Genomic DNA, 23,564 nt, shown 5'->3' with positions numbered 1-23,564 from the left:
CAGAGCCAGAAGAACTGAAGAAAGCACTGCATGCAGGTAAGATACCGGAAGTTTATGCAGAAGTGATACAGGATATGAAGGTAGAAACAGTCCGTCGTAAAGTGGTGGATGAAAAACGGGAAAACAGCAGTGTTTATGGAAGTCCTGAGGAAATGCAGGAAAAAGCAAAAGAAGGTTATTTTGTCAGAGATCCTGAGAGAAACCTGGTATACTGTCCGGCTGGGGAAACCCTGAGACAGAAGAGCATAAAGAAAAACGGGAATATCCGCTATGCCAATAAAAATGCGTGTAAACATTGCCCGAACCGCAATAAGTGTTACAAGGGAAAAGGCGAATGGAAAGAGATCGACTTTACCAAAGATCAGCTGGTAAAACCATGTAAGGGCTGGCTGGAAGCCGAAGGAAAGAAGCCGGAGGAAACGAAAACGGGTGAAAAATGGCATTATGAAAAAAGAAAGGTTGTGAAGTTTTTCCTGAAACCGGATAAAGAAAAGATGAGCCGGAGGATGTGCCTGTCGGAGCATCCGTTTGGAACAATAAAACGAGCAATGGGAGCCACTTATTTTCTTTTAAGGGGAATACGGAAAGTGGCTGGAGAGTTTGCGCTCTTTTGTCTGGGTTATAACCTGGAACGGGCGAAGAATCTCCTTGGATTTCAAAAAATGATGGAATTGATGGAACAGGCATAAGCCTCTTTCTTCATCCTGTGTATTTTATTCAGTTTTCAATGTCACAGATGAAGGAAAGGGGCTAAATTTATGCCTAAAAATAAGGTTTTCGGACAGGCTGTGGGGGGGAGAAGGAAGAGAAGTCAGAAGTCTACTACTTGCTCGGAAGATATCTCTGTCATGGAATTTTATTTATCTGTTCTCGCATTACAGCTGCGATGGTCTATTCTTTTTATTTTCTGCTTGTTGGCTCCAGAAGGAATGAATGAAATAGTATTTGGGAAGAGAGATGGGGAAGGGGATAGAAGGTTATGGCTTATTCTGATACTATTTCCGCGATGCTGTCAATGATGATAAGATGATATTGCCAGCTATCATTGTATATGATAAATGCACCATTATATTGTTGTAATATATCATTTTTCTCAAGAGATATATCTTCTGAGCAAGCAGTAGTCTTCTGATTTCTCCACCTTCTCCCCCCAAAGACTATTGCGTTCATTCCTTCTGGAGCCAAAACACAGAAAAAAGAAATACTGTCATATCCCAGATGCGGCTTGGGAGCGTGTTTAAGATGCGGATGAGCATCTTAAACACAGCGACTACAGAGCAGATGGGATATGACAGTATTTCTTTTTTCGTCTGTTTCCCCCTAATGAATCAAATAGTAATCACTTCTCCATTTTGTCAAATTAAAAAAGTTGCTGAAATTCGGTGCTTTTTTACTGCTATTTTATACATATTATATGGAAGTATTTTTGTGTCTATGTTTAACTGGCGAAAAAAATGGAAAAAATCAAAAATAAGAGAAAAAAATTAGTTGACATAGCTTGACAGATGTGCTATGATAATAAACTGATTCACAATGGGTCTGTATGCCTATTGGAAAGTAACCAGAAGATTTTACATTATGATTATTCAAGGGGTGAAAACATCGATGGAAAAGAATAGACTGCGTCCAACGCGAATTCCGGGAAGCAAAAACATCAGAATGAGCTATGCCAGACAAAAAGATGTTCTCGATATGCCGAATCTTATAGAAGTCCAGAAAGATTCCTACAAGTGGTTCCTTACAGATGGATTGAAAGAGGTTTTTGAGGACATTTCGCCTATCACGGATTACAGCGGACAGCTCAGCCTGGAGTTTGTGGACTTTCAGCTTTGTAGAGAGGATAGAAAGTATTCAATCGAGGAGTGTAAAGAACGTGATGCAACATATGCAGCTCCTTTAAAAGTGAAAGTTCGTCTCCATAATAAGGAAACAGATGATTTTAAACAGCACGACATTTTTATGGGTGATCTGCCATTGATGACGGAAACAGGTACTTTCGTAATTAATGGTGCGGAACGTGTTATCGTCAGTCAGTTAGTTCGTTCTCCAGGTATTTACTATGCGATCAGCCACGACAAGATTGGTAAGAAGTTATATTCTTGTACCGTAATTCCTAACCGTGGTGCATGGCTGGAATACGAGACAGACTCCAACGATGTATTTTATGTTCGTGTTGACCGTACAAGAAAGGTTCCTGTTACTGTACTTGTCAGAGCTCTTGGCATTGGAACCAATGCCGAAATTAAGGAATTATTCGGAGAAGAGCCTAAGATTTTAAAAACTCTTGAGAAGGATACAGCAACAAACTATCAGGAAGGTCTTAAGAAGTTATACGAGAAGATTCGTCCGGGCGAACCTTTATCTGTTGACAGTGCAGAGAGTCTGATCAACAGTATGTTCTTCGATGCAAGACGTTATGATCTTGCGAAGGTAGGACGTTATAAATTTAATAAGAAGTTAATGTTCCGCAACCGTATTGCAGGACATAGACTGGCACAGGATGTTCTTGATCCTTCTACAGGCGAGATCATTTTTGAGGCAGGTGTAAGACTTACAAAAGAACAGGCTGACACGATCCAGAACGCAGCAGTTCCATATGTATATGTAGAGACAGAAGAGAAAGAAGTAAAAGTCCTTTCCAGCATGATGGTAGATATCACAAGTTTTGTTGATGTTGATCCTCAGGAAGTGGGCGTTACTGAACTTGTATATTACCCAGCCCTTGAAAAAATCTTAGAAGAATATGATGATATAGATGAAATTAAAGCACAGATTCGCAAGAATATTAATGAGTTGATTCCAAAGCATATCACAAGAGAGGATATTTTAGCTTCTATTAACTACAATATCCATCTGGAATATGGTGTTGGTAATGACGATGATATTGACCACTTAGGTAACCGTCGTATCCGTGCTGTTGGTGAGTTGTTACAGAACCAGTACAGAATCGGTTTATCCCGTCTGGAAAGAGTTGTCAGAGAGCGTATGACAACGCAGGATATTGAGTCCATTTCTCCACAGACATTAATTAATATCAAGCCGGTTACTGCTGCTGTAAAGGAATTCTTTGGAAGTTCTCAGTTATCTCAGTTCATGGATCAGCATAACCCATTATCTGAGCTTACACATAAGAGACGTCTTTCCGCATTAGGTCCTGGTGGTCTTTCCAGAGATCGTGCCGGATTCGAGGTTCGAGATGTACACTATTCCCACTACGGAAGAATGTGTCCTGTAGAGACTCCCGAAGGTCCTAACATCGGTCTGATCAACTCTCTTGCAACTTATGCAAGAATTAATGAATATGGTTTTGTAGAAGCTCCTTACCGTAAGGTAGATAAGAGTGATCCACAGAATCCTGTAGTAACAGATGAGGTTGTATACCTTACTGCTGATGAAGAAGATAACTACACAGTAGCACAGGCCAACGAACCGTTAGATGAAGAAGGACATTTCATTCATACAAACGTTTCCGGTCGTTACAGAGAGGAAACATCTGAATTTAGAAAGTCAAGAATTGACTTAATGGACGTATCTCCGAAGATGGTATTCTCCGTAGCTACATCTATGATTCCTTTCCTTGAGAACGATGATGCGAACCGAGCTCTGATGGGATCAAACATGCAGCGTCAGGCCGTACCTCTGTTAAAGACAGAAGTTCCTGTTGTTGGTACTGGTATGGAAGCAAAGGCTGCACGTGACTCAGGTGTATGTATTATCGCACATCATGCAGGTACTGTTGAGTATTCTACAAGTAAAGAGATTATTGTAAAGAGAGAAGACGGAATTCGTGATACGTATCACGTAATCAAGTTCTCCCGAAGCAACCAGGGTAACTGTATGAATCAGAGACCAATCGTAAATAAGGGAGACCATGTTGAGGCAGGAGATATCCTTGCAGATGGTGCTTCTACATGTGGCGGCGAGATGGCTCTTGGTAAGAACCCTCTGATCGGATTTATGACTTGGGAAGGTTATAACTACGAGGATGCCGTACTGTTAAGTGAACGTCTTGTACAGAATGATGTATATACATCTGTTCATATCGAAGAATATGAGGCAGAGGCAAGAGATACAAAGCTTGGTCAGGAAGAGATCACAAGAGATCTTGCAGGACTGAGTGAAGATGTATTAAAAGATCTGGATGAGAATGGTATCATCCGTATCGGTGCAGAAGTTCATGCCGGAGATATTCTGGTAGGTAAGGTTACTCCTAAGGGAGAGACAGAACTTACTGCAGAAGAAAGACTTCTTCGTGCTATTTTCGGTGAAAAAGCAAGAGAAGTTCGTGACACTTCCCTTCGTGTTCCACATGGCGCTTATGGTGTTGTTATGGACACAAAGGTATTTACAAGAGAGAATGGCGATGAGCTTCCTCCGACAGTTAACAAGTCTGTGCGTGTTTACATTGCACAGAAGCGTAAGATTTCTGTTGGTGATAAGATGGCCGGTCGTCATGGTAACAAGGGTGTAGTTTCCCGTGTACTTCCAGTAGAGGATATGCCATTCCTTCCGAATGGTCGTCCACTTGATATCGTACTGAACCCATTAGGTGTACCTTCCCGAATGAACATCGGACAGGTCTTAGAGCTTCATTTAAGTCTTGCATCTAAGGTGCTTGGATTTAATGTAGCAACACCGGTATTTAATGGTGCAGACGAGAACGATATTATGGATACTCTTGAGATGGCTAATGATTATGCCAATAAGACATGGGAAGAATTTGAAGAACGCTGGGGTGACAAGGTTAACGATGATATTATGAAATATCTCTGGGATAACCGTGACCACAGAGAAGAATGGAAGGGTGTTCCAATCGACCGTACCGGTAAGGTTCAGCTTCGTGACGGACGTACCGGACAGGAATTTGATTCACCAGTTTCCATCGGATTCATGCATTATCTGAAGCTGCATCACTTAGTAGATGATAAGATTCATGCACGTTCTACTGGTCCTTACTCACTGGTAACACAGCAGCCACTGGGTGGTAAAGCACAGTTCGGTGGACAGCGTTTCGGAGAGATGGAGGTTTGGGCTCTTGAGGCTTATGGTGCTTCCTATACTCTTCAGGAAATCTTAACTGTGAAGTCTGATGATGTAGTAGGTCGTGTTAAGACATATGAAGCGATTATCAAAGGTGAGAATATTCCTGAACCTGGTATTCCGGAATCCTTTAAGGTACTTCTTAAAGAGTTCCAGTCCCTCGCTCTTGACGTTCGTGTCTTAAAAGAAGATATGACAGAGATTGAGCTTCAGGAAGGCAGTGAAACAATTAATGAATCCCTTACTTCAGTGATTGAGAGCAGTCCGGATGATAATAATTATAAGGATGAGAGCAATCTTGGAGAGTATGGCTACAAAGAAAGTACTCTGGAAGAAGAAACCGGACAGGTGGATGCACAGCCAGAGTTTGCAGGAATGCCTTTCGGTGATTCCGATTTGTAAGATAGTTTGGAAGGAGTAACCTATGTCTGATATGAATAACCAAACAGTTGAACAGCCGGTTAATTTTGACGCCATTAAGATCGGACTTGCGTCTCCGGAACTGATTCGTCAGTGGTCTCATGGTGAGGTAAAAAAGCCGGAAACCATTAACTACCGTACTTTAAAGCCGGAAAAAGATGGTCTGTTCTGCGAAAGAATTTTCGGACCAAGCAAGGACTGGGAATGTCACTGTGGTAAATATAAAAAGATCCGCTATAAAGGCGTTGTCTGTGATAAATGTGGAGTAGAAGTTACAAAGGCCAGTGTAAGAAGAGAGAGAATGGGACATATCGAGCTTGCAGCTCCGGTATCCCATATCTGGTACTTCAAGGGAATCCCTAGCCGTATGGGATTAATCCTTGATATGTCTCCAAAGGCACTTGAAAAAGTATTATACTTTGCTTCCTTTGTAGTTCTTGATCCAGGAACAACAAACTTAAGCAAGAAGGATGTTATCTCTGATGCAGAGTACCGTCGTGTTACAGAGGAGTACAGAGATTCTGAAGAAGGTCTTGGAAGCTTCCGCGTAGGAATGGGTGCTGAGGCAATCAAAGAACTTCTTGGAGAGATTGATCTTGAAGCAGAAGCAGAAGAACTTAAGAAGAGTCTTAAGAACGCCAGTGGACAGAAAAAAGCTAGAAATATTAAGAGATTAGAAGTTGTAGAAGCGTTCCGTCTGTCCGGAAACTCTCCGGAATGGATGGTACTTGACGCTGTTCCGGTTATCCCTCCGGATATCCGTCCAATGGTTCAGTTAGATGGTGGACGTTTTGCAACATCTGATTTAAATGATTTATATAGAAGAATCATCAACCGTAATAACCGTCTTAAGAGATTGTTAGAACTTGGCGCTCCGGATATCATTATCCGTAATGAAAAGCGTATGCTCCAGGAAGCGGTAGATGCGTTAATTGATAACGGTCGTCGTGGCCGTCCTGTAACAGGACCAGGAAACAGAGCATTAAAATCTCTTTCCGATATGTTAAAGGGTAAACAGGGCCGTTTCCGTCAGAACCTTCTTGGTAAGCGTGTTGACTACTCAGGACGTTCTGTAATCGTAGTAGGACCGGAACTGAAGATTTATCAGTGTGGTCTTCCAAAAGAGATGGCGATCGAGTTGTTTAAGCCATTTGTTATGAAAGAACTTGTAGCAAACGGTCTTGCTCACAATATTAAGTCTGCTAAGAAGATGGTAGAGAAGTTACAGCCTGAAGTTTGGGATGTACTTGAAGATGTTATTAAAGAACATCCGGTTATGTTAAACCGTGCCCCTACCTTACATCGTCTTGGTATTCAGGCATTCGAACCAACATTAGTAGAAGGTAAAGCAATCAAGCTGCATCCATTAGTATGTACAGCCTTCAATGCCGACTTCGATGGTGACCAGATGGCTGTCCATCTGCCACTTTCTCAGGAAGCGCAGGCAGAGTGTCGTTTCCTTTTACTTTCTCCTAATAACCTGCTGAAACCATCAGATGGTGCGCCAGTAGCTGTTCCTTCACAGGATATGGTCCTTGGTATTTACTACCTGACTATGGAAAAAGAAGGAGCAAAAGGCGAAGGTAAGTGCTTTAAGTCTGAAAATGAAGCATATCTTGCTTATGAGAACAAGGTAATCACTCTTCATTCCAGAATTAAAGTAAAGAGAAGAGGAATGAGACCGGACGGAACAATGGGAAGCCGTATTGTAGATTGTACAATGGGACGCCTTCTTTTCAACGAAATCATCCTTCAGGATTTAGGTTTTGTTGATCGTTCTGATCCAGATAACTTCTTAAAGTTAGAAGTTGATTTCCAGTGTGGTAAGAAACAGTTAAAACAGATCCTTGACCGTTGTATTAGTGTACATGGTACAACGAAGACAGCAGAGGTTCTTGATAATATTAAAGCTCTTGGATATAAATATTCTACAATCGGTGCGTTGAGTGTATCTATTTCAGATATGACAGTACCAAAAGAAAAAGCAGATATCCTTGCAGCAGCCCAGAAACAGGTTGAGTACATTACAAAACAGTACAGACGTGGTTTCATGACAGAAGAAGAACGTTATAAAGCAGTAGTACAGACATGGTTCGCTGCCGATAACGAACTTACAGATAAACTGATCAGTGGTCTTGATAAGTACAATAACATCTTCATGATGGCTGACTCCGGTGCCCGTGGTTCTAACCAGCAGATCAAGCAGCTTGCAGGTATGCGTGGATTGATGGCCGATACATCCGGACGTACGATCGAGCTCCCTATCAAGTCAAACTTCCGTGAAGGTCTTGACGTACTGGAGTACTTTATTTCTGCACATGGTGCCAGAAAGGGACTTTCTGATACAGCGCTTCGTACAGCCGATTCCGGTTACCTGACAAGACGTCTTGTAGACGTATCACAGGAACTGATCATCCGCGAGCAGGATTGCTGTGAAGGAACAAACAAGATTCCAAGCATGTATGTAGAAGCAATCATGGATGGAAAAGAAACAATCGAAACATTAGAAGACCGTATCAGCGGACGTTATGCAGCAGAAGATTATAAAGATGCAGAAGGCAACCTTATCGTTGAAGCTAACTGCATGATCACTCCAAAGCGTGCAAAAGCAATCGTTAATGCCGGATATGAAAAGGTTAAGATCAGAACAATGTTAACCTGTAAGTCCCATAACGGTGCATGTTCTAAATGTTACGGTGCCAACCTTGCAACTGGTCAGGCAGTACAGGTTGGAGAGGCAGTCGGAATCATTGCTGCCCAGTCCATCGGTGAACCTGGTACACAGCTTACCATGCGTACATTCCATGCCGGTGGTGTAGCCGGTGATGATATCACACAGGGTCTTCCTCGTGTCGAGGAGCTTTTTGAAGCACGTAAGCCAAAGGGTCTTGCAATTATCAGTGAGATCGCCGGTCGTGCAGATGTAAAAGAAACAAAAGAAAAACGTGAGATTACTATTGTGAATGAAGATAGTGGAGAAACAAGAAGCTATATCATTCCATATGGTTCCCGTATTAAAGTTCTCGACGGCACTTACTTAGAGGCCGGTGCTGAACTGACAGAAGGTTCTGTAAATCCTCACGATATCTTAAGAATCAAAGGCGCAGAAGCAGTACAGGATTACATGATGCGAGAAGTACAGCGTGTATACCGTCTGCAGGGTGTAGATATCAATGATAAACATATCGAGATCATTGTTCGCCAGATGCTTAAGAAAGTTCGTATTGAAGAAGCTGGAGACAGCAAGTATCTTCCAGGAGCACTCATCGATATTCTTGAATTAGAAGATGAGAATGAGAGACTTCTTGCAGAAGGAAAAGAAATTGCAACAGCAGAGCAGACACTTCTTGGTATCACAAAAGCTTCTCTTGCAACAAGCTCTTTCTTATCAGCCGCATCCTTCCAGGAAACAACAAAGGTTCTTACCGATGCAGCTATCAAAGGAAAGATCGATCCACTGATCGGTCTGAAGGAGAACGTACTTTTAGGAAAGCTTATCCCAGCAGGAACAGGCTTAAAGAAGTATCGTAACCTTCACCTCAATACAGGAAAAGTAGTAAATGAAATCGAAGAAGTAGATGAATTTGACTACGATGCGGATTACCCTTCCATGGAAGAAGTGCAAAATCAGAAGTCAGATGATAATGCAATAATTTTAGAACCTGAAAACCTGTAATCTGGTTTAGAAATTAAAAAGATAAAAATAAAAAGCAGATATGCTACAGATGTTTCGTATCATTATATGAAAGGATGCATCTGTTGCATATCTGTTTTTTTATCGCCGTTGAGAAGAATTCCAGGTTTTTGTCAGTTACAACAAAATAAAAAAATTCTCTTGACAAAAAGTTTTTTTAAAGATATAATCTCTAATTGTGTGCAGATGTATAACTATGCCCACATGAGGGTATAATCAAGATGACTTGTCATATTGGTTTAGCCCAGAGAAGAAACTATTAGCAACCACATTAGAAAATATGCATGGAGGTGAATTTCAGAATGCCTACTTTTAACCAGTTAGTTAGAAAAGGAAGACAGTCTGTAGCAAAGAAATCCACGGCACCTGCTCTTCAGAAAGGATTTAACTCCTTAAAGAAAAGACCAACAGATGCCAGCTCACCACAGAAACGTGGAGTATGTACAGCCGTTAAGACAGCAACTCCTAAGAAGCCTAACTCAGCGCTTCGTAAGATTGCCAGAGTACGTCTTTCCAACGGTATCGAAGTAACAAGCTATATCCCAGGTGAAGGACATAACCTTCAGGAACATAGTGTTGTTCTTATCCGTGGAGGAAGAGTAAAGGATTTACCAGGTACAAGATATCATATCGTACGTGGTACTCTTGATACAGCAGGCGTAGCAAACAGACGCCAGGCTCGTTCCAAATACGGTGCTAAGAAACCTAAGAAATAAATATCAGTGAGAATGCCGGAATAGCAATATTTTCTCTGTTGGTTGCAGGCAATATATTGACTTGTCCGAGCATGAACAACGGAAACAGAAGTTTCCATGAGTACCGATGATTTAATATTTCATTTCCTCATGGAAATGAAGAAATGAAAATCACATTTAATTAAGGAGGGAAGAACCGTGCCACGTAAAGGACATATCGCAAAAAGGGATGTATTACCAGATCCTATTTACAATAACAAAGTGGTAACAAAGCTTATCAATAACATCATGTTAGACGGTAAGAAAGGTGTTGCACAGAAAATCGTTTACGGTGCTTTCGACCGCATTGCGGAAGAAACAGGAAAAGATGCCTTAGAAGTATTTACAGAGGCTATGAATAACATTATGCCAGCTCTGGAAGTTAAGGCTAGACGTATCGGTGGTGCTACTTATCAGGTACCTATCGACGTAAGACCAGACAGACGTCAGGCATTAGCTCTTCGTTGGATCACTCTTTACTCTCGTAAGAGAAGTGAAAAGACTATGGAAGAGCGTCTTGCAAAAGAACTTATGGATGCAGCGAACAACACTGGTGCATCTGTAAAGAAAAAAGAAGATATGCACAAAATGGCAGAAGCAAACAAAGCTTTCGCACATTACAGATTCTAATAAGTTATTTACACAGGATGTGCTGCATAGATTATGCAGCCATCCGGATACATTTTATAGGAGGAAAAAACCTTGGCTGGAAGAGAATATCCACTTGAGAGAACCAGAAATATTGGTATTATGGCCCACATTGATGCTGGTAAGACAACATTAACAGAGCGTATCCTTTATTACACTGGTGTAAATTACAAGATTGGTGATACTCATGAAGGTACTGCTACCATGGACTGGATGGAACAGGAGCAGGAAAGAGGTATCACAATCACTTCCGCTGCCACAACATGTCACTGGACTCTGGAAGAGAATTGTAAACCTAAAAAAGGTGCTTTAGAGCATCGTATCAATATTATTGATACCCCAGGACACGTTGACTTTACAGTAGAGGTAGAAAGATCTCTTCGTGTATTGGACAGCGCTGTTGGTGTCTTCTGTGCAAAGGGCGGTGTTGAACCACAGTCCGAAAATGTATGGCGTCAGGCAGACACCTATAATGTACCACGTATGGCATTCATCAATAAGATGGATATCATGGGTGCTGATTTCTACGGTGCAGTAGATCAGATTAAAACAAGATTAGGTAAAAACGCGATTCCTATTCAGCTTCCTATCGGTAAGGAAGATGACTTCAAGGGAATTATCGACTTAATGGAAATGAAAGCCTACATCTACAACGATGAGAAGGGTGAAGACATTGACATTATTGATATTCCAGAAGATATGAAGGATGATGCTGAATTATATCACACAGATATGGTTGAAAAAATCTGTGAAGCAGATGATGATTTAATGATGGCTTACCTTGATGGAGAAGAGCCAAGCGTTGAAGACTTAAAGAGAGTTCTTCGTGAAGGAACATGTAACTGTACAATGGTTCCTGTTTGCTGTGGTACAGCTTACAGAAACAAAGGTGTTCAGAAGCTTCTTGACGCTATCATCGAATATCTGCCAGCTCCTACAGATGTAGAAGCTATCAAAGGTCAGGACTTAGAAGGTAATGAAGTAGAAGTTCCTGCTTCTGATGATGCTCCATTTGCAGCTTTAGCATTCAAGATCATGACAGACCCATTCGTTGGAAAGCTTGCTTTCTTCCGCGTATATGCAGGAACAATGAATTCCGGTTCTTACATTTTAAATGCTACAAAGGGCAAAAAGGAGCGTGTTGGACGTATCCTTCAGATGCATGCCAACAAACGTCAGGAATTAGATAAAGTATACTCAGGAGATATCGCAGCAGCAGTTGGATTTAAGTTTACTACTACTGGTGATACAATCTGTGATGAACAGCATCCAGTAATTCTTGAGTCTATGGAATTCCCAGATCCAGTTATCGAGCTCGCTATCGAGCCTAAGACAAAAGCTGGACAGGGCAAGATGGCAGAAGCCCTTGCAAAACTTGCAGAAGAAGATCCTACTTTCCGCGCTCATACAGATCAGGAAACAGGACAGACAATCATCGCTGGTATGGGTGAGCTTCACCTTGAGATCATCGTTGACCGTCTCCTTCGTGAGTTCAAAGTAGAAGCTAACGTTGGTGCTCCACAGGTAGCATACAAAGAATCCTTCACAAAAGCAGTTGATATCGATTCTAAGTACGCTAAACAGTCCGGTGGACGTGGTCAGTACGGACACTGTAAAGTTCGTTTCGAGCCTATGGACGTTAACGGAGAAGAAACATTCAAATTCGATTCCGAAGTTGTTGGTGGTGCTATTCCTAAAGAATACATCCCTGCAGTTGGTGCTGGTATCGAAGAGGCATCCAAAGCTGGTATTCTTGGTGGATTCCCTGTTGTTGGTGTACACGCTACAGTATACGACGGATCTTACCATGAAGTCGATTCTTCTGAAATGGCATTTAAGGTAGCGGGTTCCTTAGCATTCAAGGATGCTATGAAGAAAGCAGATCCTGCATTACTTGAGCCTATCATGAAGGTTGACGTAACAATGCCTGAAGAATACATGGGTGACGTTATCGGTGATATCAACTCCCGTCGTGGACGTATCGAAGGTATGGAAGATGTAGGTGGCGGACGTATCGTTCATGGTTTCGTACCATTATCTGAAATGTTCGGATATTCTACAGATTTACGTTCTAGAACTCAGGGACGTGGTAACTACTCCATGTTCTTTGATCACTATGAAAAAGTTCCTAAGAACGTACAGGAAAAGATTCTGGATGCTCATTTAGCAGCTCAGAACAAATAATTTCATAGATAAAGATTATCTGCAAAGTTTTACTTGCAAATAATGTTAAAATGAAATATAATTACAGCAGGTGCGGCTTTATAGTCGCAGTCTGGCTGTAATTTGGAATCGTCTGGTCGATTCTTTGCCGGACGAGAATATTTAAAATTATAAAGACAGCCTATCAGGCGTAATTTTAAGGAGGAAATTCAAATGGCTAAAGCTAAGTTTGAGAGAACTAAACCACATTGTAATATTGGTACCATCGGACACGTTGACCATGGTAAAACAACTTTAACAGCTGCTATCACAAAAGTATTAGCTGAAAGAGTAGAAGGAAACGAAAAAGTAGATTTCGAAAACATCGATAAAGCTCCAGAAGAAAGAGAACGTGGTATCACAATCTCTACAGCTCACGTTGAGTACGAAACAGAGAAGAGACATTACGCACACGTTGACTGTCCAGGTCATGCCGATTATGTAAAGAACATGATCACTGGTGCTGCTCAGATGGATGGAGCTATCCTTGTAGTAGCTGCTACTGATGGTGTTATGGCTCAGACTAAAGAGCACATCTTATTATCCCGTCAGGTAGGTGTACCTTACATCGTAGTATTCATGAACAAATGTGATATGGTAGACGATGAAGAGTTACTTGAGTTAGTAGACATGGAAATCCGTGAATTATTAAACGAGTACGACTTCCCAGGAGATGACACTCCAATCATCCAGGGTTCAGCTCTTATGGCTCTTGAAGATCCTAACGGAGAATGGGGAGATAAGATCATGGAACTTATGGACGCTGTTGATACATGGATTCCTAACCCAGAACGTGACACAGATAAGCCTTTCTTAATGCCTATCGAGGACATCTTCTCTATCACAGGTCGTGGTACTGTTGCAACTGGTAGAGTAGAGCGTGGTGTATTACACGTATCTGATGAAGTAGAAATCGTTGGTATCACAGACGAAACACGTAAAGTTGTTGTAACTGGTGTTGAAATGTTCCGTAAATTACTTGACGAAGCTCAGGCTGGTGACAACATCGGAGCTCTTCTTCGTGGTGTTCAGAGAGACGAAATTCAGCGTGGACAGGTATTAGCTCAGCCAGGTAGCGTAACATGCCATCATAAGTTCACAGCTCAGGTTTACGTTTTAACAAAAGATGAAGGTGGACGTCATACTCCTTTCTTCAACAACTACAGACCTCAGTTCTACTTCCGTACAACTGACGTAACAGGTGTTATCACTCTTCCAGAAGGAACAGAGATGTGCATGCCTGGTGATAACGTAGAAATGACAATCGACATGATCCATCCAGTAGCTATGGAGCAGGGTCTTACATTCGCTATCCGTGAAGGTGGACGTACTGTAGGATCAGGACGTGTTGCTTCTATCATCGAGTAATCACGAACTTATATAATTAGCAACTGAATAATACTAGATTTTATATATATCGTACCGCAAGGTACTTGTGTTCAAGCGTAAGATTCACCCCAGAAACCAATGTTTCTGGGGTTTTTCTGTTATCTAGAAAAATAGGAATTTGCTGGGGACGTCCGTTTACTCCCTCGGCAAATTCCTATTTGAAGTTATAATTGCTGTATGATAAAATTATTGTAAAACACATATTTCTAAGAGGAGAAAATATAAGAAGGAGAAACACTATGTTATTTGATGGATTTGATGTGCTATTTAACATCGCCTTCGCACTAATATTTTGTAGCGTTTTTATTATATTAGCATATGGCATTATCACAAGTATTACCACATGGAATAAAAATAATCACTCTCCAAGGCTCAATGTATCAGCCAGGGTAGTTGCCAAACGAACAGAGGTCTCTCATCATCAACATCCTAATAATGGGGACATGAGCGGCTCTCATGGATATAGCACTACCTCATCCACTTCCTATTATGTAACTTTCGAGGTGGACAGCGGTGACAGAATAGAATTCTCTATGAGTGGTTCTGAGTATGGAATGCTAATAGAAGGAGATGCTGGAACATTAAATTTTCAAGGGACAAGATATTTTGGATTTGAGCGCAAATAGAGACATAAGAGCTATTAAAAATAAGTAGTTTCTAACAGAATTATTTAATACCGTGTATAGCGAATTGGCAGTTCCAAAATTCAACAAGAAAAATAAATGAAGGGAAATGATGTTTTTAATCATCGTCTCAATTATACTTTTTACTTATGCAGTAATAGTCTTTAACACAGGAGGAGATAAAAAAATAATATGAAAACGAAGACAGATTACAAGTCTATTTTGATAGAAATAAATATCCTTACCATCGCAATTGCTATTATAGCTGTTGCTGTTTACTTTTTCCTGGTTCCGAGTCATACGTCGATTAGTAGTATGTCAGGTCTGGGTATTGTTCTTTCAAATTTTGTTCCGCTGCCATTATCAGCGATTACGATGATTCTTAATGTAGTTTTATTAATTATTGGATTTTTTACCTGTGGAAAGGAATTCGGGCTTAAAACAGTTTACACGAGTGTTATGCTGCCGGTGTTTCTGGGTATATTTGAGAATATTTTTCCCAACACCGGTTCTATAACGAATAGTCAGGAGCTGGATGTTCTTTGCTACATTCTGGTGGTCAGTGTGGGCCTGAGTATTTTATTTAACCGGAATGCTTCTTCTGGGGGATTAGATATTGTAGCTAAAATTATGAATAAATATTTTCATATGGAGCTGGGGAAAGCGATGTCTTTGTCAGGGATGTGTGTGGCACTTTCGGCAGCGCTGGTTTATGATAAGAAGACTGTAGTACTTAGTGTATTGGGAACTTATTTTAATGGTATTGTTTTGGATCATTTTATTTTTGATCATAATATCAAACGACGGTATCATTACAAAGAAGGAAGAGGAATTGCGGCAGTTTATTGTTCGTGATCTGCACAGTGGGGCAACTATTTACGAAGCGATTGGTGCTTATAATATGGAAAAAAGAAATGAGATCATTACCATTGTAGACAAAGGGGAATATCAGAAATTGATGAAGTATATCAATCAGGAAGATCCAGAGGCATTTATTACAGTATATACAGTATCGGATATGAGGTATTTGCCTAAGAAGTAGAAGAATTGAGCATTGAGGGAAAAGGGTGTTGTTGTAGTAATCTACGGATATATGAGGAGGTGATTTTTGATGAAACTTACATGGAGTGATGCGAGTGTTTTTGCATTTGTGTGGGCTTGTGCATTAGGGTATATTGTTGCAAGCCGCATACTGGAGTGGAGTTTTGAACGATTTTTGCCAAGTAACTGGTATTTTGTGGTGAAAAAAAGATTGGCACAACCGGAAGCGAAGTCTTTGAGAACGGAGAAAGTACCGAAAAAGATATCGAATGTTCTGGAGGAGCTGCTTACTTTGATGCAAACCGGTAATTTGCAAAAGAGTACGGTAAGAATGGATCGGACTTTTCAGGAAAAAGTAATGCATGAAATAAAGCTACTTGAAGGAAGAGGTTTATCAAGGCAACTACATTTTACGAATGTGAAGTTATCAGAAGGAAATGCCAAAAAGAGAGACTTCCGGCATTGGAGTGATTCAGGACGTGAATGGAGGGAAGTTATCGTAGAAGCCGCTGTTTCTGATAAATATTTACATAGAGACAGTGGTAAGGTAATTCATGAATCGATTTATCCGCATGGGTCGATATTGCTTCGGCAGTCCCGCCATATTCGTCACAATGAAGTGGGAGAGAAAGACAGGCAGAAGGAGCAGAGATTTTATTCAAAGTATTCGGAAATATTTTGTCCAAGCTGTGGGGCGCAGATACAGTTAAAAGGTGATGAGACAAACTGTCCTTATTGTGGAGGGTTTATTCAGAGTAATTTCTATGACTGGCAAATCGAAGATTTTATGATTTATCAGACACCAGATCCGAATATGGATAATCTAAAGTATACCAGTGCAACGATTTTACTCTCGTTTTTACCGACATTTCCTTGCGTTTATTTGATTACGAATATGTATATTGCAATTGGTGTTGCGATGACACTTACAATTATACTGAGTCTGAGTCTTCTTTGGATCAGAGCAAGGAAAATTGATGAGCTGGAGAATCTTGAGAAAGAGATCGTTCGTTACGATGAGGGCTGGTTAATAAGTAATATCAATGAAGCGTTGTACAAAACACTTCTTACCCCAGAGCTGCTTTCTTACAGTGTTAATAATATAAAGCTAAAAGGTGTGGAAAATACGTCTGACAAGACGACGATTTCTGTGGAAGCGATGTTGAAGCAAACCTTTCTTCAAAATAATAAGCATATCGTGACGAAAAGTGAAAAGCATAACTGGAAGCTTTGCCGATCTCGTTATCCGAATCGAATCAAGTCCAAAGGCCAGGCCGTTGTGATGGAAAAGGAATGTCCAAGCTGTGGGGCTAACTATATTCCGGATAATAACGGTTGTTGTTCTTATTGTGGTTATAGTCTGCAAGTTGATAATGCCAAATGGAAATTGCTGTAATAAGTTTTTGTATATATGCAAATTTCTGTTCAGATCTACCTGTGCCCCTTTTTTATTCACCCTGGCAACTAACTATTGAATTCATTCACGTGGAGCCAAAATACAGAAAATAAAAAGAATAGACCATAGTAAATGTAATGTGAGAGCAAGTAAAAATGTCGAACAGGCATTTTCTACGCAGTGATATCTTTACATTTACTATGGTCTATTCTTTTTATTTTCGTCTGTTCCCTAATGAATTAAATAGTAATAGCAGCAATCGCTGCACCAATTGCTCCGGCATAGCGACCGTCAGTATCGGTTAATACATCTGTTTTTAAAGATTCTCCGAGCGATTTCTTAAGATAAGAGTAATCGCATAATCCACCAGTAAGACAAATGCATTCTTCCTGTCCGTTTGTAAGTCTTGCTGCCTGTGATACAACTTTTTGTACGATAGAGTCGATAACGGCAAAGGCAATGTTTTCTCTTGATTCTCCACGTCCGATCAAACTGATTACCTCAGATTCAGCGAACACAGTACACATGGAGCTGATAGAAGTTCCGCTGCCTTTTGCAGCAAGCTCACACAGATCTTGTGGGGTTAGAGATAATGTATTTGCCATGACGTCAAGGAATCGGCCTGTTCCGGCGGAACATTTATCGTTCATGAGGAAGTCGGTGACCATACCGTTTTCAATGCGAATAATTTTCGTATCCTGTCCCCCGATGTCAATGAGGAGCATATTTTCATTTTTATGAATATAGCAGGCTCCTTTTGCATGGCAGGTAATTTCTGTGACGCATTTTGCAGCATAAGGGACGGATACACGTCCATATCCGGTTGCGACAACAACGGATTTTTCTGGAAGAATTCCCTTTTCCATGAGCGTTTCCTGTATTTGCTTTGCAGTATCTACACTACTCCAGCCAGTTGGCTGTAAAAAACGGTGGAGAATTTCTTTTTCATGATTCATGACAACTGTTTTCGCACAGGTGGAGCCGATATCAATTCCAATAAAATATTTGTTCATAATAAGTATCCTGAATATTTTTTCTTTTAAATGCTAATAAATTAAATTTCTAAAATATGTGTAGAAGCCCACTCGATTCCTTCTTTTGTGAGTGCCTCTATTAAAATAGTTTCATCTTCTGGAGCGGCTTTCCAGGCAAAGCCACAGCCGGCGGTAATTTCGCGTGGAACAGGAATTAATCGTCCGGGAAGACCATTTTTTGCACAGAGTTTATCGGTTGCCATTGCCTGTGTAGTTGCGTCAAATGCGATGATGAATGCAGGCTTTTTCTTTCTAAGCATAGGTAAAACTCCTTTATTTAAGGCTGCACGATTAAGTCGGCTTGTGTCATTTTTTCAGCGATCACATACATGTTTGTTATCTCACCGACCTGAAGCTTATCAGTAAGTCCATAGAAGTTTAAACAGGTTCCGCAGGTGAGGATTTCAACACCCTGGGCTTCTAAAGATTTTAAATCTTCAATAGAGGCAGATTCTTCGCAAGTGATATATGCACCGCTATTATAGAAAAGGATAGTAGAAGGAAGAGTATCTTGCTGGCTTAAGGCATAGATAAATCCCTTTAATAAAGCTTTTCCAAGTTCCTCTTCGCCGTTTCCCATCTGATTTGAGCGGATAACTACGACCGTATTTTTTTTATTTAACGGAGTAATCGGACAGTTCTCTTCTTCTATTGTTGCCACAGCACTATTCGCGGCAATCTGTGCAGCTTCTGCATTTATAGTCATTGTAACTTTAAATTCATTATCAGCAACTTTTTCAGAATGTACATCGTATCCTTTCTGGTTTGCCATCTTTGTAAGATTCTGTACGGCAATTTCATTATCAACAAGTGTCTCCACTGTCCCTCCACCCTGTAATTCGCGGATGGCATTCTTAGTTTTTACTACTGGGATTGGGCAGGCATCGCCCATTGCATTTACTTTAATCATGATTGTTCCTCCATTTGTATATCAGATATAAGATGACTCCCACCTTTGTAGGTGGCAAGCAATAAATCAGTATCAGTGGGGGAGTCAATCCCCCCATCTGATATAGCCTCCGGTAGGATTGCAGAGATGCGCAGAAGAAGTATGTCATGCATTGCATGACGCGCATCTCGCAGCAAAAATGCCGGGGCATTCTTGAATTAATTTGTGACTAAAATTTCCGGTTCTGTTTTTGCTAAAACTTCTCCGACAATCTCAGCAGGAAGACCGGAAGCTTTTAACTTGTCAAGAAGAGCAGGCGCGTCTTCTTTTGCAACAGAAATGAGCAGACCACCGGAGGTCTGTGGGTCAAAAAGAATTTCTTCCATAGCAAATGAAACATCTTCAAATTGAACAAATGGACCGGTAAAGTTCCGGTTCCGCTGTCCGGCAGCAGTTAAAAGGAATTCATCGGCGTGTCGTAAGGCCTCTTCAAAGACAGGAACCTGTTTTGCGTGAATATGACAGGAAAGCTGTCCATCCATCATTTCATGAAGGTGGCCTAGAAAACTAAATCCTGTAACGTCGGTGCAGGCATGGATTTCGAAATTCCTGCAACACTCTGCGGCGTACTTGTTCAAGGTTGTCATGGAGTCTGTTACGGCTTTCATTGCTTCCACAGAAGCTTCTCCTACTCGATTTGCTGTGCAGATAATACCAACACCAAGACGTTTAGTAAGGATGAGGGCATCGCCAGGCTTTGCGCCATTATTGGTATAGATTTTATTTGGATTCACAAGACCAGTAACCGATAAGCCGTATTTTACATCGGAATCAGCAATAGAATGGCCGCCTGCAAGTGTTCCACCTGCTTCAATAACCTTTTCAGCACCACCACGCATAATTTCACCTAAAATGTTCAAATCCATTTTTTCAGGAAAACAGACAATATTTAAGGCGGTCTTTACTTCACCGCCCATTGCGTAAATATCACTTAATGCATTCGTAGCAGCAATTTTCCCAAAAGTGTAAGGGTCATCGACCATCGGTGGAAAGAAATCAAGAGTTTGTACAAAAGCAATATCATCGGAAACTTTATACACAGCGGCATCATCTTTGCTGTCATAACCGACAAGAAGATTCTCATCTTCCGGTCCCTGCGGCAGCTTCGATAATATACGACTTAAAATACCGGCACCAAGTTTAGCGGTACATCCTCCTCCCTTGCAAAATAGTTTTTCTTTTTCCATAATAGGCAACCTCCTTTTATGTGGGATGTACTCTCAGTGCTTTTTATGTATGTGCTTGTTACCACTGAAAAATACTTTTATGGTTCCTCTTCAATGTAATTTCAGAACTTTTCATATATTTCCTTTTGTAACCGATTTTGCGAGTACATTTTGGGTAAAATTTCCCAACATAATGTAATTTATTCTAAAATTAGTTTAATAGATATTGTACAGAAAGTAAAGTTCATTATTTCGATAATATAGATATGATTATTGATAAAAACGATAGATATGGTAAAATGTATTTATCTCAGTCGAGAAGACTCCCACCTCTTTCAGGTGGTGAGTGACAGCAAATTTGTCTCAGTGGGAGTCCAATTTCTGACTGAGATAAACGCTCCGCGAGGATGCGCAGTGATTCTGTAAAGAATATGTCAGCTTACGCTGACCAGAATCACGCGCCAAGTCTCGCGGCTGCTCGACTTGAATCTGGAGTGTTTTCGACCAGAGTATTTTAAACTTACCGGAAAGGAAAGTGAGAAAATGGATATACATCAATTGCAGATTTTTGCAAATGTTGCAGAATGTAAAGGTTTTTTGGCAGCATCGAAGAAAATGCATCTATCGCAATCTACAGTTAGTACACATGTGTCAGCCTTAGAGCATGAGCTTGGGAAAAAGCTGATTCGACGTACAGCAAGAAATTTTGAATTGACAGAAGATGGGGTAAAACTTTATAAGTATGCAGTAGACATTTTACTTTTACATCGGAAAGCAATAATGGAAGTTGGGGGGAATGGAAGTGAGTTTCTTCGGATTGGTACATCTTCTGTTCCGGCACAGTGGTTTGTTCCTACAATATTGAGTGGATTTTTAAAGAAAAATGTAAATACGCAGGTGGAGATGACGAGTGCGGATAGTTTAGATATTATTCATCGGGTAAAAGAGGGAAGTCTCGATATTGGATTTGTTGGGACAAAGGTAGAAAAGCAGTGCAAGTACATTCCACTGATAAAAGACCATTTGGTTTTGGCAGCACCAAATACAAAGGAGTATCAGAAGATTTTTGCCGGAGAAAGTGATTCTGGGGAGAGCGATTTAAGACAGATTTTAGAAGCACCATTTTTAGCAAGAAGACAGTACTCTGGAACGATGAAAGAGGCACTCGGCAGCTTGAAATATTTTGGAATAGAAGAAGAAGACTTAAATATTATTGCAACCTTTGATAGTGCAGAGATGCTAAGAGATTGTGTGGAAGCTGGAATGGGAATTTCGATTTTGTCATATCAAATGATAAGAGAATTACATGAGTCTGGAAAGATATTGATTTATAGATTGCCGGAAAAGGAATTTTGCAGGGAATTATATCTTATCTATAAAAATGAATCTTTTCTTCCAGAAATAGTGAAAAAGTTTATTCATTATACAGAGAAGTGTTTTAGAGAAGAGTTTTAAGGAGAAAAATTGTACCGAATTTTAATTGTCGAAGATGATTCTACGATTGCTTCGAATGTGGCAGCACATCTGGAGCGGTGGGATTATGAGACTAAACAGATAGAAGATTTTAAATGCGTGATGGAAGCATTTCAGCAGTTTGATCCGCAGCTTGTTATTTTAGATATTGGTTTGCCGTTCTATAACGGATTTTACTGGTGCCAGGAAATCCGGAAAATATCGAGTGTTCCAATTCTGTTTTTATCCTCTATGAATGATAATATGAACATAGTGATGGCAATGAATATGGGCGGCGATGAATTTATCGAGAAGCCATTTGATCTAAATGTACTAACAGCCAAGGTACAGGCATTACTACGCCGGGCCTACTCCTTTCAAGGAAATGTCAATGTGTTAGAGCATGAAGGTATGCTCCTTAATTTAAATGACGCTTCTCTTTCTTATAAGGGGGAGAAAATATCTCTTACAAAAAATGAATTTCGTATTTTGCAGATGCTTATGGAAAATTCAGGAAAGATTATAGCACGAGATGATATTATTGCAAGACTTTGGGAAAGTGATGCCTTTATTGATGATAATACTCTGACAGTTAATGTAGCAAGGCTCCGTAAAAAGTTAGAAAATGTAGGTATGGAAAGACGAATTAAGACGAAAAAAGGAATTGGGTATTATTTGGATAAATAGAGGAAAGAAAGAGAAATGATCAAAGAAAGTATTTTTTCATTTTTGAAAATCCGCAAAGTGCTAATTATTATATTTACAGGAATCGTTGTGATATTTGGAATACTATTTTATTTATATGATATTCCTTTTGATGCGATTATCTATGGATGCGAATTGTCTTTTGTGTGGTGTGCAGTATGTCTGTTTATTGATTTTTACAAATATTATAAACGGCATAAGTTATTACATATCAACAGGGAGCAGTTTTTTGACGATGCAGAACAACTCCCAGAGCATATGGATATTATTGAATATGATTATCAGGAACTTGCAAAGGAATTATATCAGGCAAAGCAGGAGCTTATTTCTAAGAATCGAATTGCAAAAAAAGAGCTGCTTGATTATTATGGCATGTGGGTTCATCAGATCAAAACACCGATTGCTGCATTGGATATTTTATTACAGAATACCGAACGGATGTTATATCAGCTCGATGAGAAAGAGATGATGCAGAAGGCAATATCTGTTTCTGATATGAAGATGGAACTTTTCAAGATTGAACAATATGTAGAGATGGCATTAAATTATCTTCGGGTAGAAGATATATCTTCTGATTTAGTGTTTAAAAAGCATGAACTAGATGATATGGTGCGTCAGGTTATCCGAAAATACGCAAAGATTTTCATATCTAAAAAGATAAAAATAGATTTTAAACCGACAAAAGCTTGTATAGTAACAGATGAAAAATGGTTTATTTTTGTACTCGAGCAAATCATATCGAATGCCTTGAAATATATAAAGAAGGGACAGATTTTTATTTATATGAAAGAAAAATCTCTTGTAATCAAAGATACAGGAATCGGAATTCCGGCAGAAGATCTGCCTCGAATTTTTGAAAAAGGCTTTACCGGATATAATGGCAGAGAGAACAAGAAGTCTACCGGAATCGGTCTGTATTTATGTAAAAATATTATGGATAAATTGCAGTGGAATATTACAGTAGATTCAGAGGTGGGAAGCGGAACAAAGATATATCTTACAAAAATGTAAGGTAAGAACAGAAAGTGTTAGGTACTTCGATGGAAGCAGCGGCACTTTCTTTTTATAATA

General features: G+C 40.1%; 16 protein-coding genes and 1 pseudogene. 13 read left to right on the top strand and 4 right to left on the bottom strand.

The window, feature by feature from the left end; translation table 11 throughout:
* The 10 genes and pseudogenes from FYJ25_RS04400 to FYJ25_RS04355 all read left to right on the top strand — a co-directional run.
* A partial coding sequence (locus tag FYJ25_RS04400) for a transposase (protein ID WP_205677379.1) occupies positions 1 to 689 on the top strand: 689 nt, incomplete at its 5' end.
* Between the two features lie 916 nt (positions 690 to 1,605).
* Entirely contained in the window at positions 1,606 to 5,442 is a 3,837-nt protein-coding gene (gene rpoB, locus FYJ25_RS04395; protein WP_096241700.1) for a DNA-directed RNA polymerase subunit beta, read from the top strand.
* Between the two features lie 22 nt (positions 5,443 to 5,464).
* Positions 5,465 to 9,136, top strand: coding sequence for a DNA-directed RNA polymerase subunit beta' (rpoC, locus tag FYJ25_RS04390; RefSeq protein ID WP_096241213.1), 3,672 nt, complete (start codon positions 5,465 to 5,467; stop codon positions 9,134 to 9,136).
* Positions 9,137 to 9,456: 320 nt separating this feature from the next.
* Positions 9,457 to 9,870, top strand: coding sequence for a 30S ribosomal protein S12 (rpsL, locus tag FYJ25_RS04385; RefSeq protein WP_022169347.1), 414 nt, complete (start codon positions 9,457 to 9,459; stop codon positions 9,868 to 9,870).
* 177 nt (positions 9,871 to 10,047) lie between these two features.
* Positions 10,048 to 10,518 carry a 30S ribosomal protein S7 gene (gene rpsG, locus FYJ25_RS04380; RefSeq protein WP_005344954.1) on the top strand — a complete coding sequence of 157 codons (471 nt, stop codon included), beginning with the start codon at positions 10,048 to 10,050 and terminating at the stop codon, positions 10,516 to 10,518.
* 72 nt (positions 10,519 to 10,590) lie between these two features.
* On the top strand, positions 10,591 to 12,720 hold the full coding sequence (fusA, locus tag FYJ25_RS04375) for an elongation factor G (protein ID WP_096241212.1): 2,130 nt from the start codon (positions 10,591 to 10,593) through the stop codon (positions 12,718 to 12,720).
* 192 nt (positions 12,721 to 12,912) lie between these two features.
* On the top strand, positions 12,913 to 14,106 hold the full coding sequence (gene tuf, locus FYJ25_RS04370; protein ID WP_154580639.1) for an elongation factor Tu: 1,194 nt from the start codon (positions 12,913 to 12,915) through the stop codon (positions 14,104 to 14,106).
* A 260-nt stretch (positions 14,107 to 14,366) separates the two neighbouring features.
* Positions 14,367 to 14,753, top strand: coding sequence for a DUF2500 domain-containing protein (locus FYJ25_RS04365; protein ID WP_096241210.1), 387 nt, complete (start codon positions 14,367 to 14,369; stop codon positions 14,751 to 14,753).
* Between the two features lie 189 nt (positions 14,754 to 14,942).
* A pseudogene (locus tag FYJ25_RS04360) lies at positions 14,943 to 15,792 on the top strand (YitT family protein).
* Between the two features lie 69 nt (positions 15,793 to 15,861).
* Entirely contained in the window at positions 15,862 to 17,187 is a 1,326-nt protein-coding gene (locus FYJ25_RS04355; RefSeq protein WP_154580638.1) for a zinc ribbon domain-containing protein, read from the top strand.
* Between the two features lie 239 nt (positions 17,188 to 17,426).
* On the opposite strand, the gene FYJ25_RS04350 is transcribed toward FYJ25_RS04355, so the two are convergent.
* The 4 genes from FYJ25_RS04350 to selD form a co-directional block, all read right to left on the bottom strand.
* The gene (locus FYJ25_RS04350; protein WP_154580637.1) at positions 17,427 to 18,200 is read right to left on the bottom strand and encodes an acyl-CoA dehydratase activase; all 774 of its coding nucleotides are present in this window, start codon (positions 18,198 to 18,200) and stop codon (positions 17,427 to 17,429) included.
* A 41-nt stretch (positions 18,201 to 18,241) separates the two neighbouring features.
* Positions 18,242 to 18,481 (bottom strand): putative Se/S carrier protein, encoded by a 240-nt coding sequence (locus tag FYJ25_RS04345; RefSeq protein ID WP_022169995.1) that lies wholly within the window; start codon positions 18,479 to 18,481, stop codon positions 18,242 to 18,244.
* Between the two features lie 17 nt (positions 18,482 to 18,498).
* The gene (gene yedF, locus FYJ25_RS04340; protein ID WP_096241206.1) at positions 18,499 to 19,131 is read right to left on the bottom strand and encodes a sulfurtransferase-like selenium metabolism protein YedF; all 633 of its coding nucleotides are present in this window, start codon (positions 19,129 to 19,131) and stop codon (positions 18,499 to 18,501) included.
* A gap of 197 nt (positions 19,132 to 19,328) precedes the next feature.
* Positions 19,329 to 20,357, bottom strand: a complete 1,029-nt coding sequence (gene selD, locus FYJ25_RS04335) for a selenide, water dikinase SelD (protein WP_154580636.1) — start codon at positions 20,355 to 20,357, stop codon at positions 19,329 to 19,331.
* A gap of 522 nt (positions 20,358 to 20,879) precedes the next feature.
* Here selD and FYJ25_RS04330 point away from each other — a divergent pair.
* The 3 genes from FYJ25_RS04330 to FYJ25_RS04320 are packed head-to-tail and all read left to right on the top strand — an operon-like array spanning position 20,880 to position 23,504.
* The gene (locus FYJ25_RS04330) at positions 20,880 to 21,791 is read left to right on the top strand and encodes a selenium metabolism-associated LysR family transcriptional regulator (RefSeq protein ID WP_096241204.1); all 912 of its coding nucleotides are present in this window, start codon (positions 20,880 to 20,882) and stop codon (positions 21,789 to 21,791) included.
* 9 nt (positions 21,792 to 21,800) lie between these two features.
* Positions 21,801 to 22,475 carry a response regulator transcription factor gene (locus tag FYJ25_RS04325; RefSeq protein WP_096241203.1) on the top strand — a complete coding sequence of 225 codons (675 nt, stop codon included), beginning with the start codon at positions 21,801 to 21,803 and terminating at the stop codon, positions 22,473 to 22,475.
* 15 nt (positions 22,476 to 22,490) lie between these two features.
* Positions 22,491 to 23,504, top strand: coding sequence for a sensor histidine kinase (locus tag FYJ25_RS04320; protein WP_154580635.1), 1,014 nt, complete (start codon positions 22,491 to 22,493; stop codon positions 23,502 to 23,504).
* Positions 23,505 to 23,564 lie beyond the last annotated feature (60 nt).

It is taken from the genome of Anaerobutyricum soehngenii (assembly GCF_009697165.1).
GTDB classification, from domain to species: domain Bacteria; phylum Bacillota; class Clostridia; order Lachnospirales; family Lachnospiraceae; genus Anaerobutyricum; species Anaerobutyricum soehngenii.
The sequence above is the reverse complement of the archived record's forward strand: the minus strand, read 5'-3'. Positions and strand labels throughout refer to the sequence as shown.

Bases quoted from the DNA above. Each gene is read 5' to 3' on its own strand.
- rpoB (WP_096241700.1), top strand. From the start codon at position 1,606: ATGGAAAAGAATAGACTGCGTCCAACGCGAATTCCGGGAAGCAAAAAC.
- rpoC (WP_096241213.1), top strand. From the start codon at position 5,465: ATGTCTGATATGAATAACCAAACAGTTGAACAGCCGGTTAATTTTGAC.
- rpsL (WP_022169347.1), top strand. From the start codon at position 9,457: ATGCCTACTTTTAACCAGTTAGTTAGAAAAGGAAGACAGTCTGTAGCA.
- tuf (WP_154580639.1), top strand. From the start codon at position 12,913: ATGGCTAAAGCTAAGTTTGAGAGAACTAAACCACATTGTAATATTGGT.
- FYJ25_RS04365 (WP_096241210.1), top strand. From the start codon at position 14,367: ATGTTATTTGATGGATTTGATGTGCTATTTAACATCGCCTTCGCACTA.
- FYJ25_RS04355 (WP_154580638.1), top strand. From the start codon at position 15,862: ATGAAACTTACATGGAGTGATGCGAGTGTTTTTGCATTTGTGTGGGCT.
- FYJ25_RS04350 (WP_154580637.1), bottom strand. From the start codon at position 18,200: ATGAACAAATATTTTATTGGAATTGATATCGGCTCCACCTGTGCGAAA.
- FYJ25_RS04345 (WP_022169995.1), bottom strand. From the start codon at position 18,481: ATGCTTAGAAAGAAAAAGCCTGCATTCATCATCGCATTTGACGCAACT.
- yedF (WP_096241206.1), bottom strand. From the start codon at position 19,131: ATGATTAAAGTAAATGCAATGGGCGATGCCTGCCCAATCCCAGTAGTA.
- selD (WP_154580636.1), bottom strand. From the start codon at position 20,357: ATGGAAAAAGAAAAACTATTTTGCAAGGGAGGAGGATGTACCGCTAAA.
- FYJ25_RS04330 (WP_096241204.1), top strand. From the start codon at position 20,880: ATGGATATACATCAATTGCAGATTTTTGCAAATGTTGCAGAATGTAAA.
- FYJ25_RS04320 (WP_154580635.1), top strand. From the start codon at position 22,491: ATGATCAAAGAAAGTATTTTTTCATTTTTGAAAATCCGCAAAGTGCTA.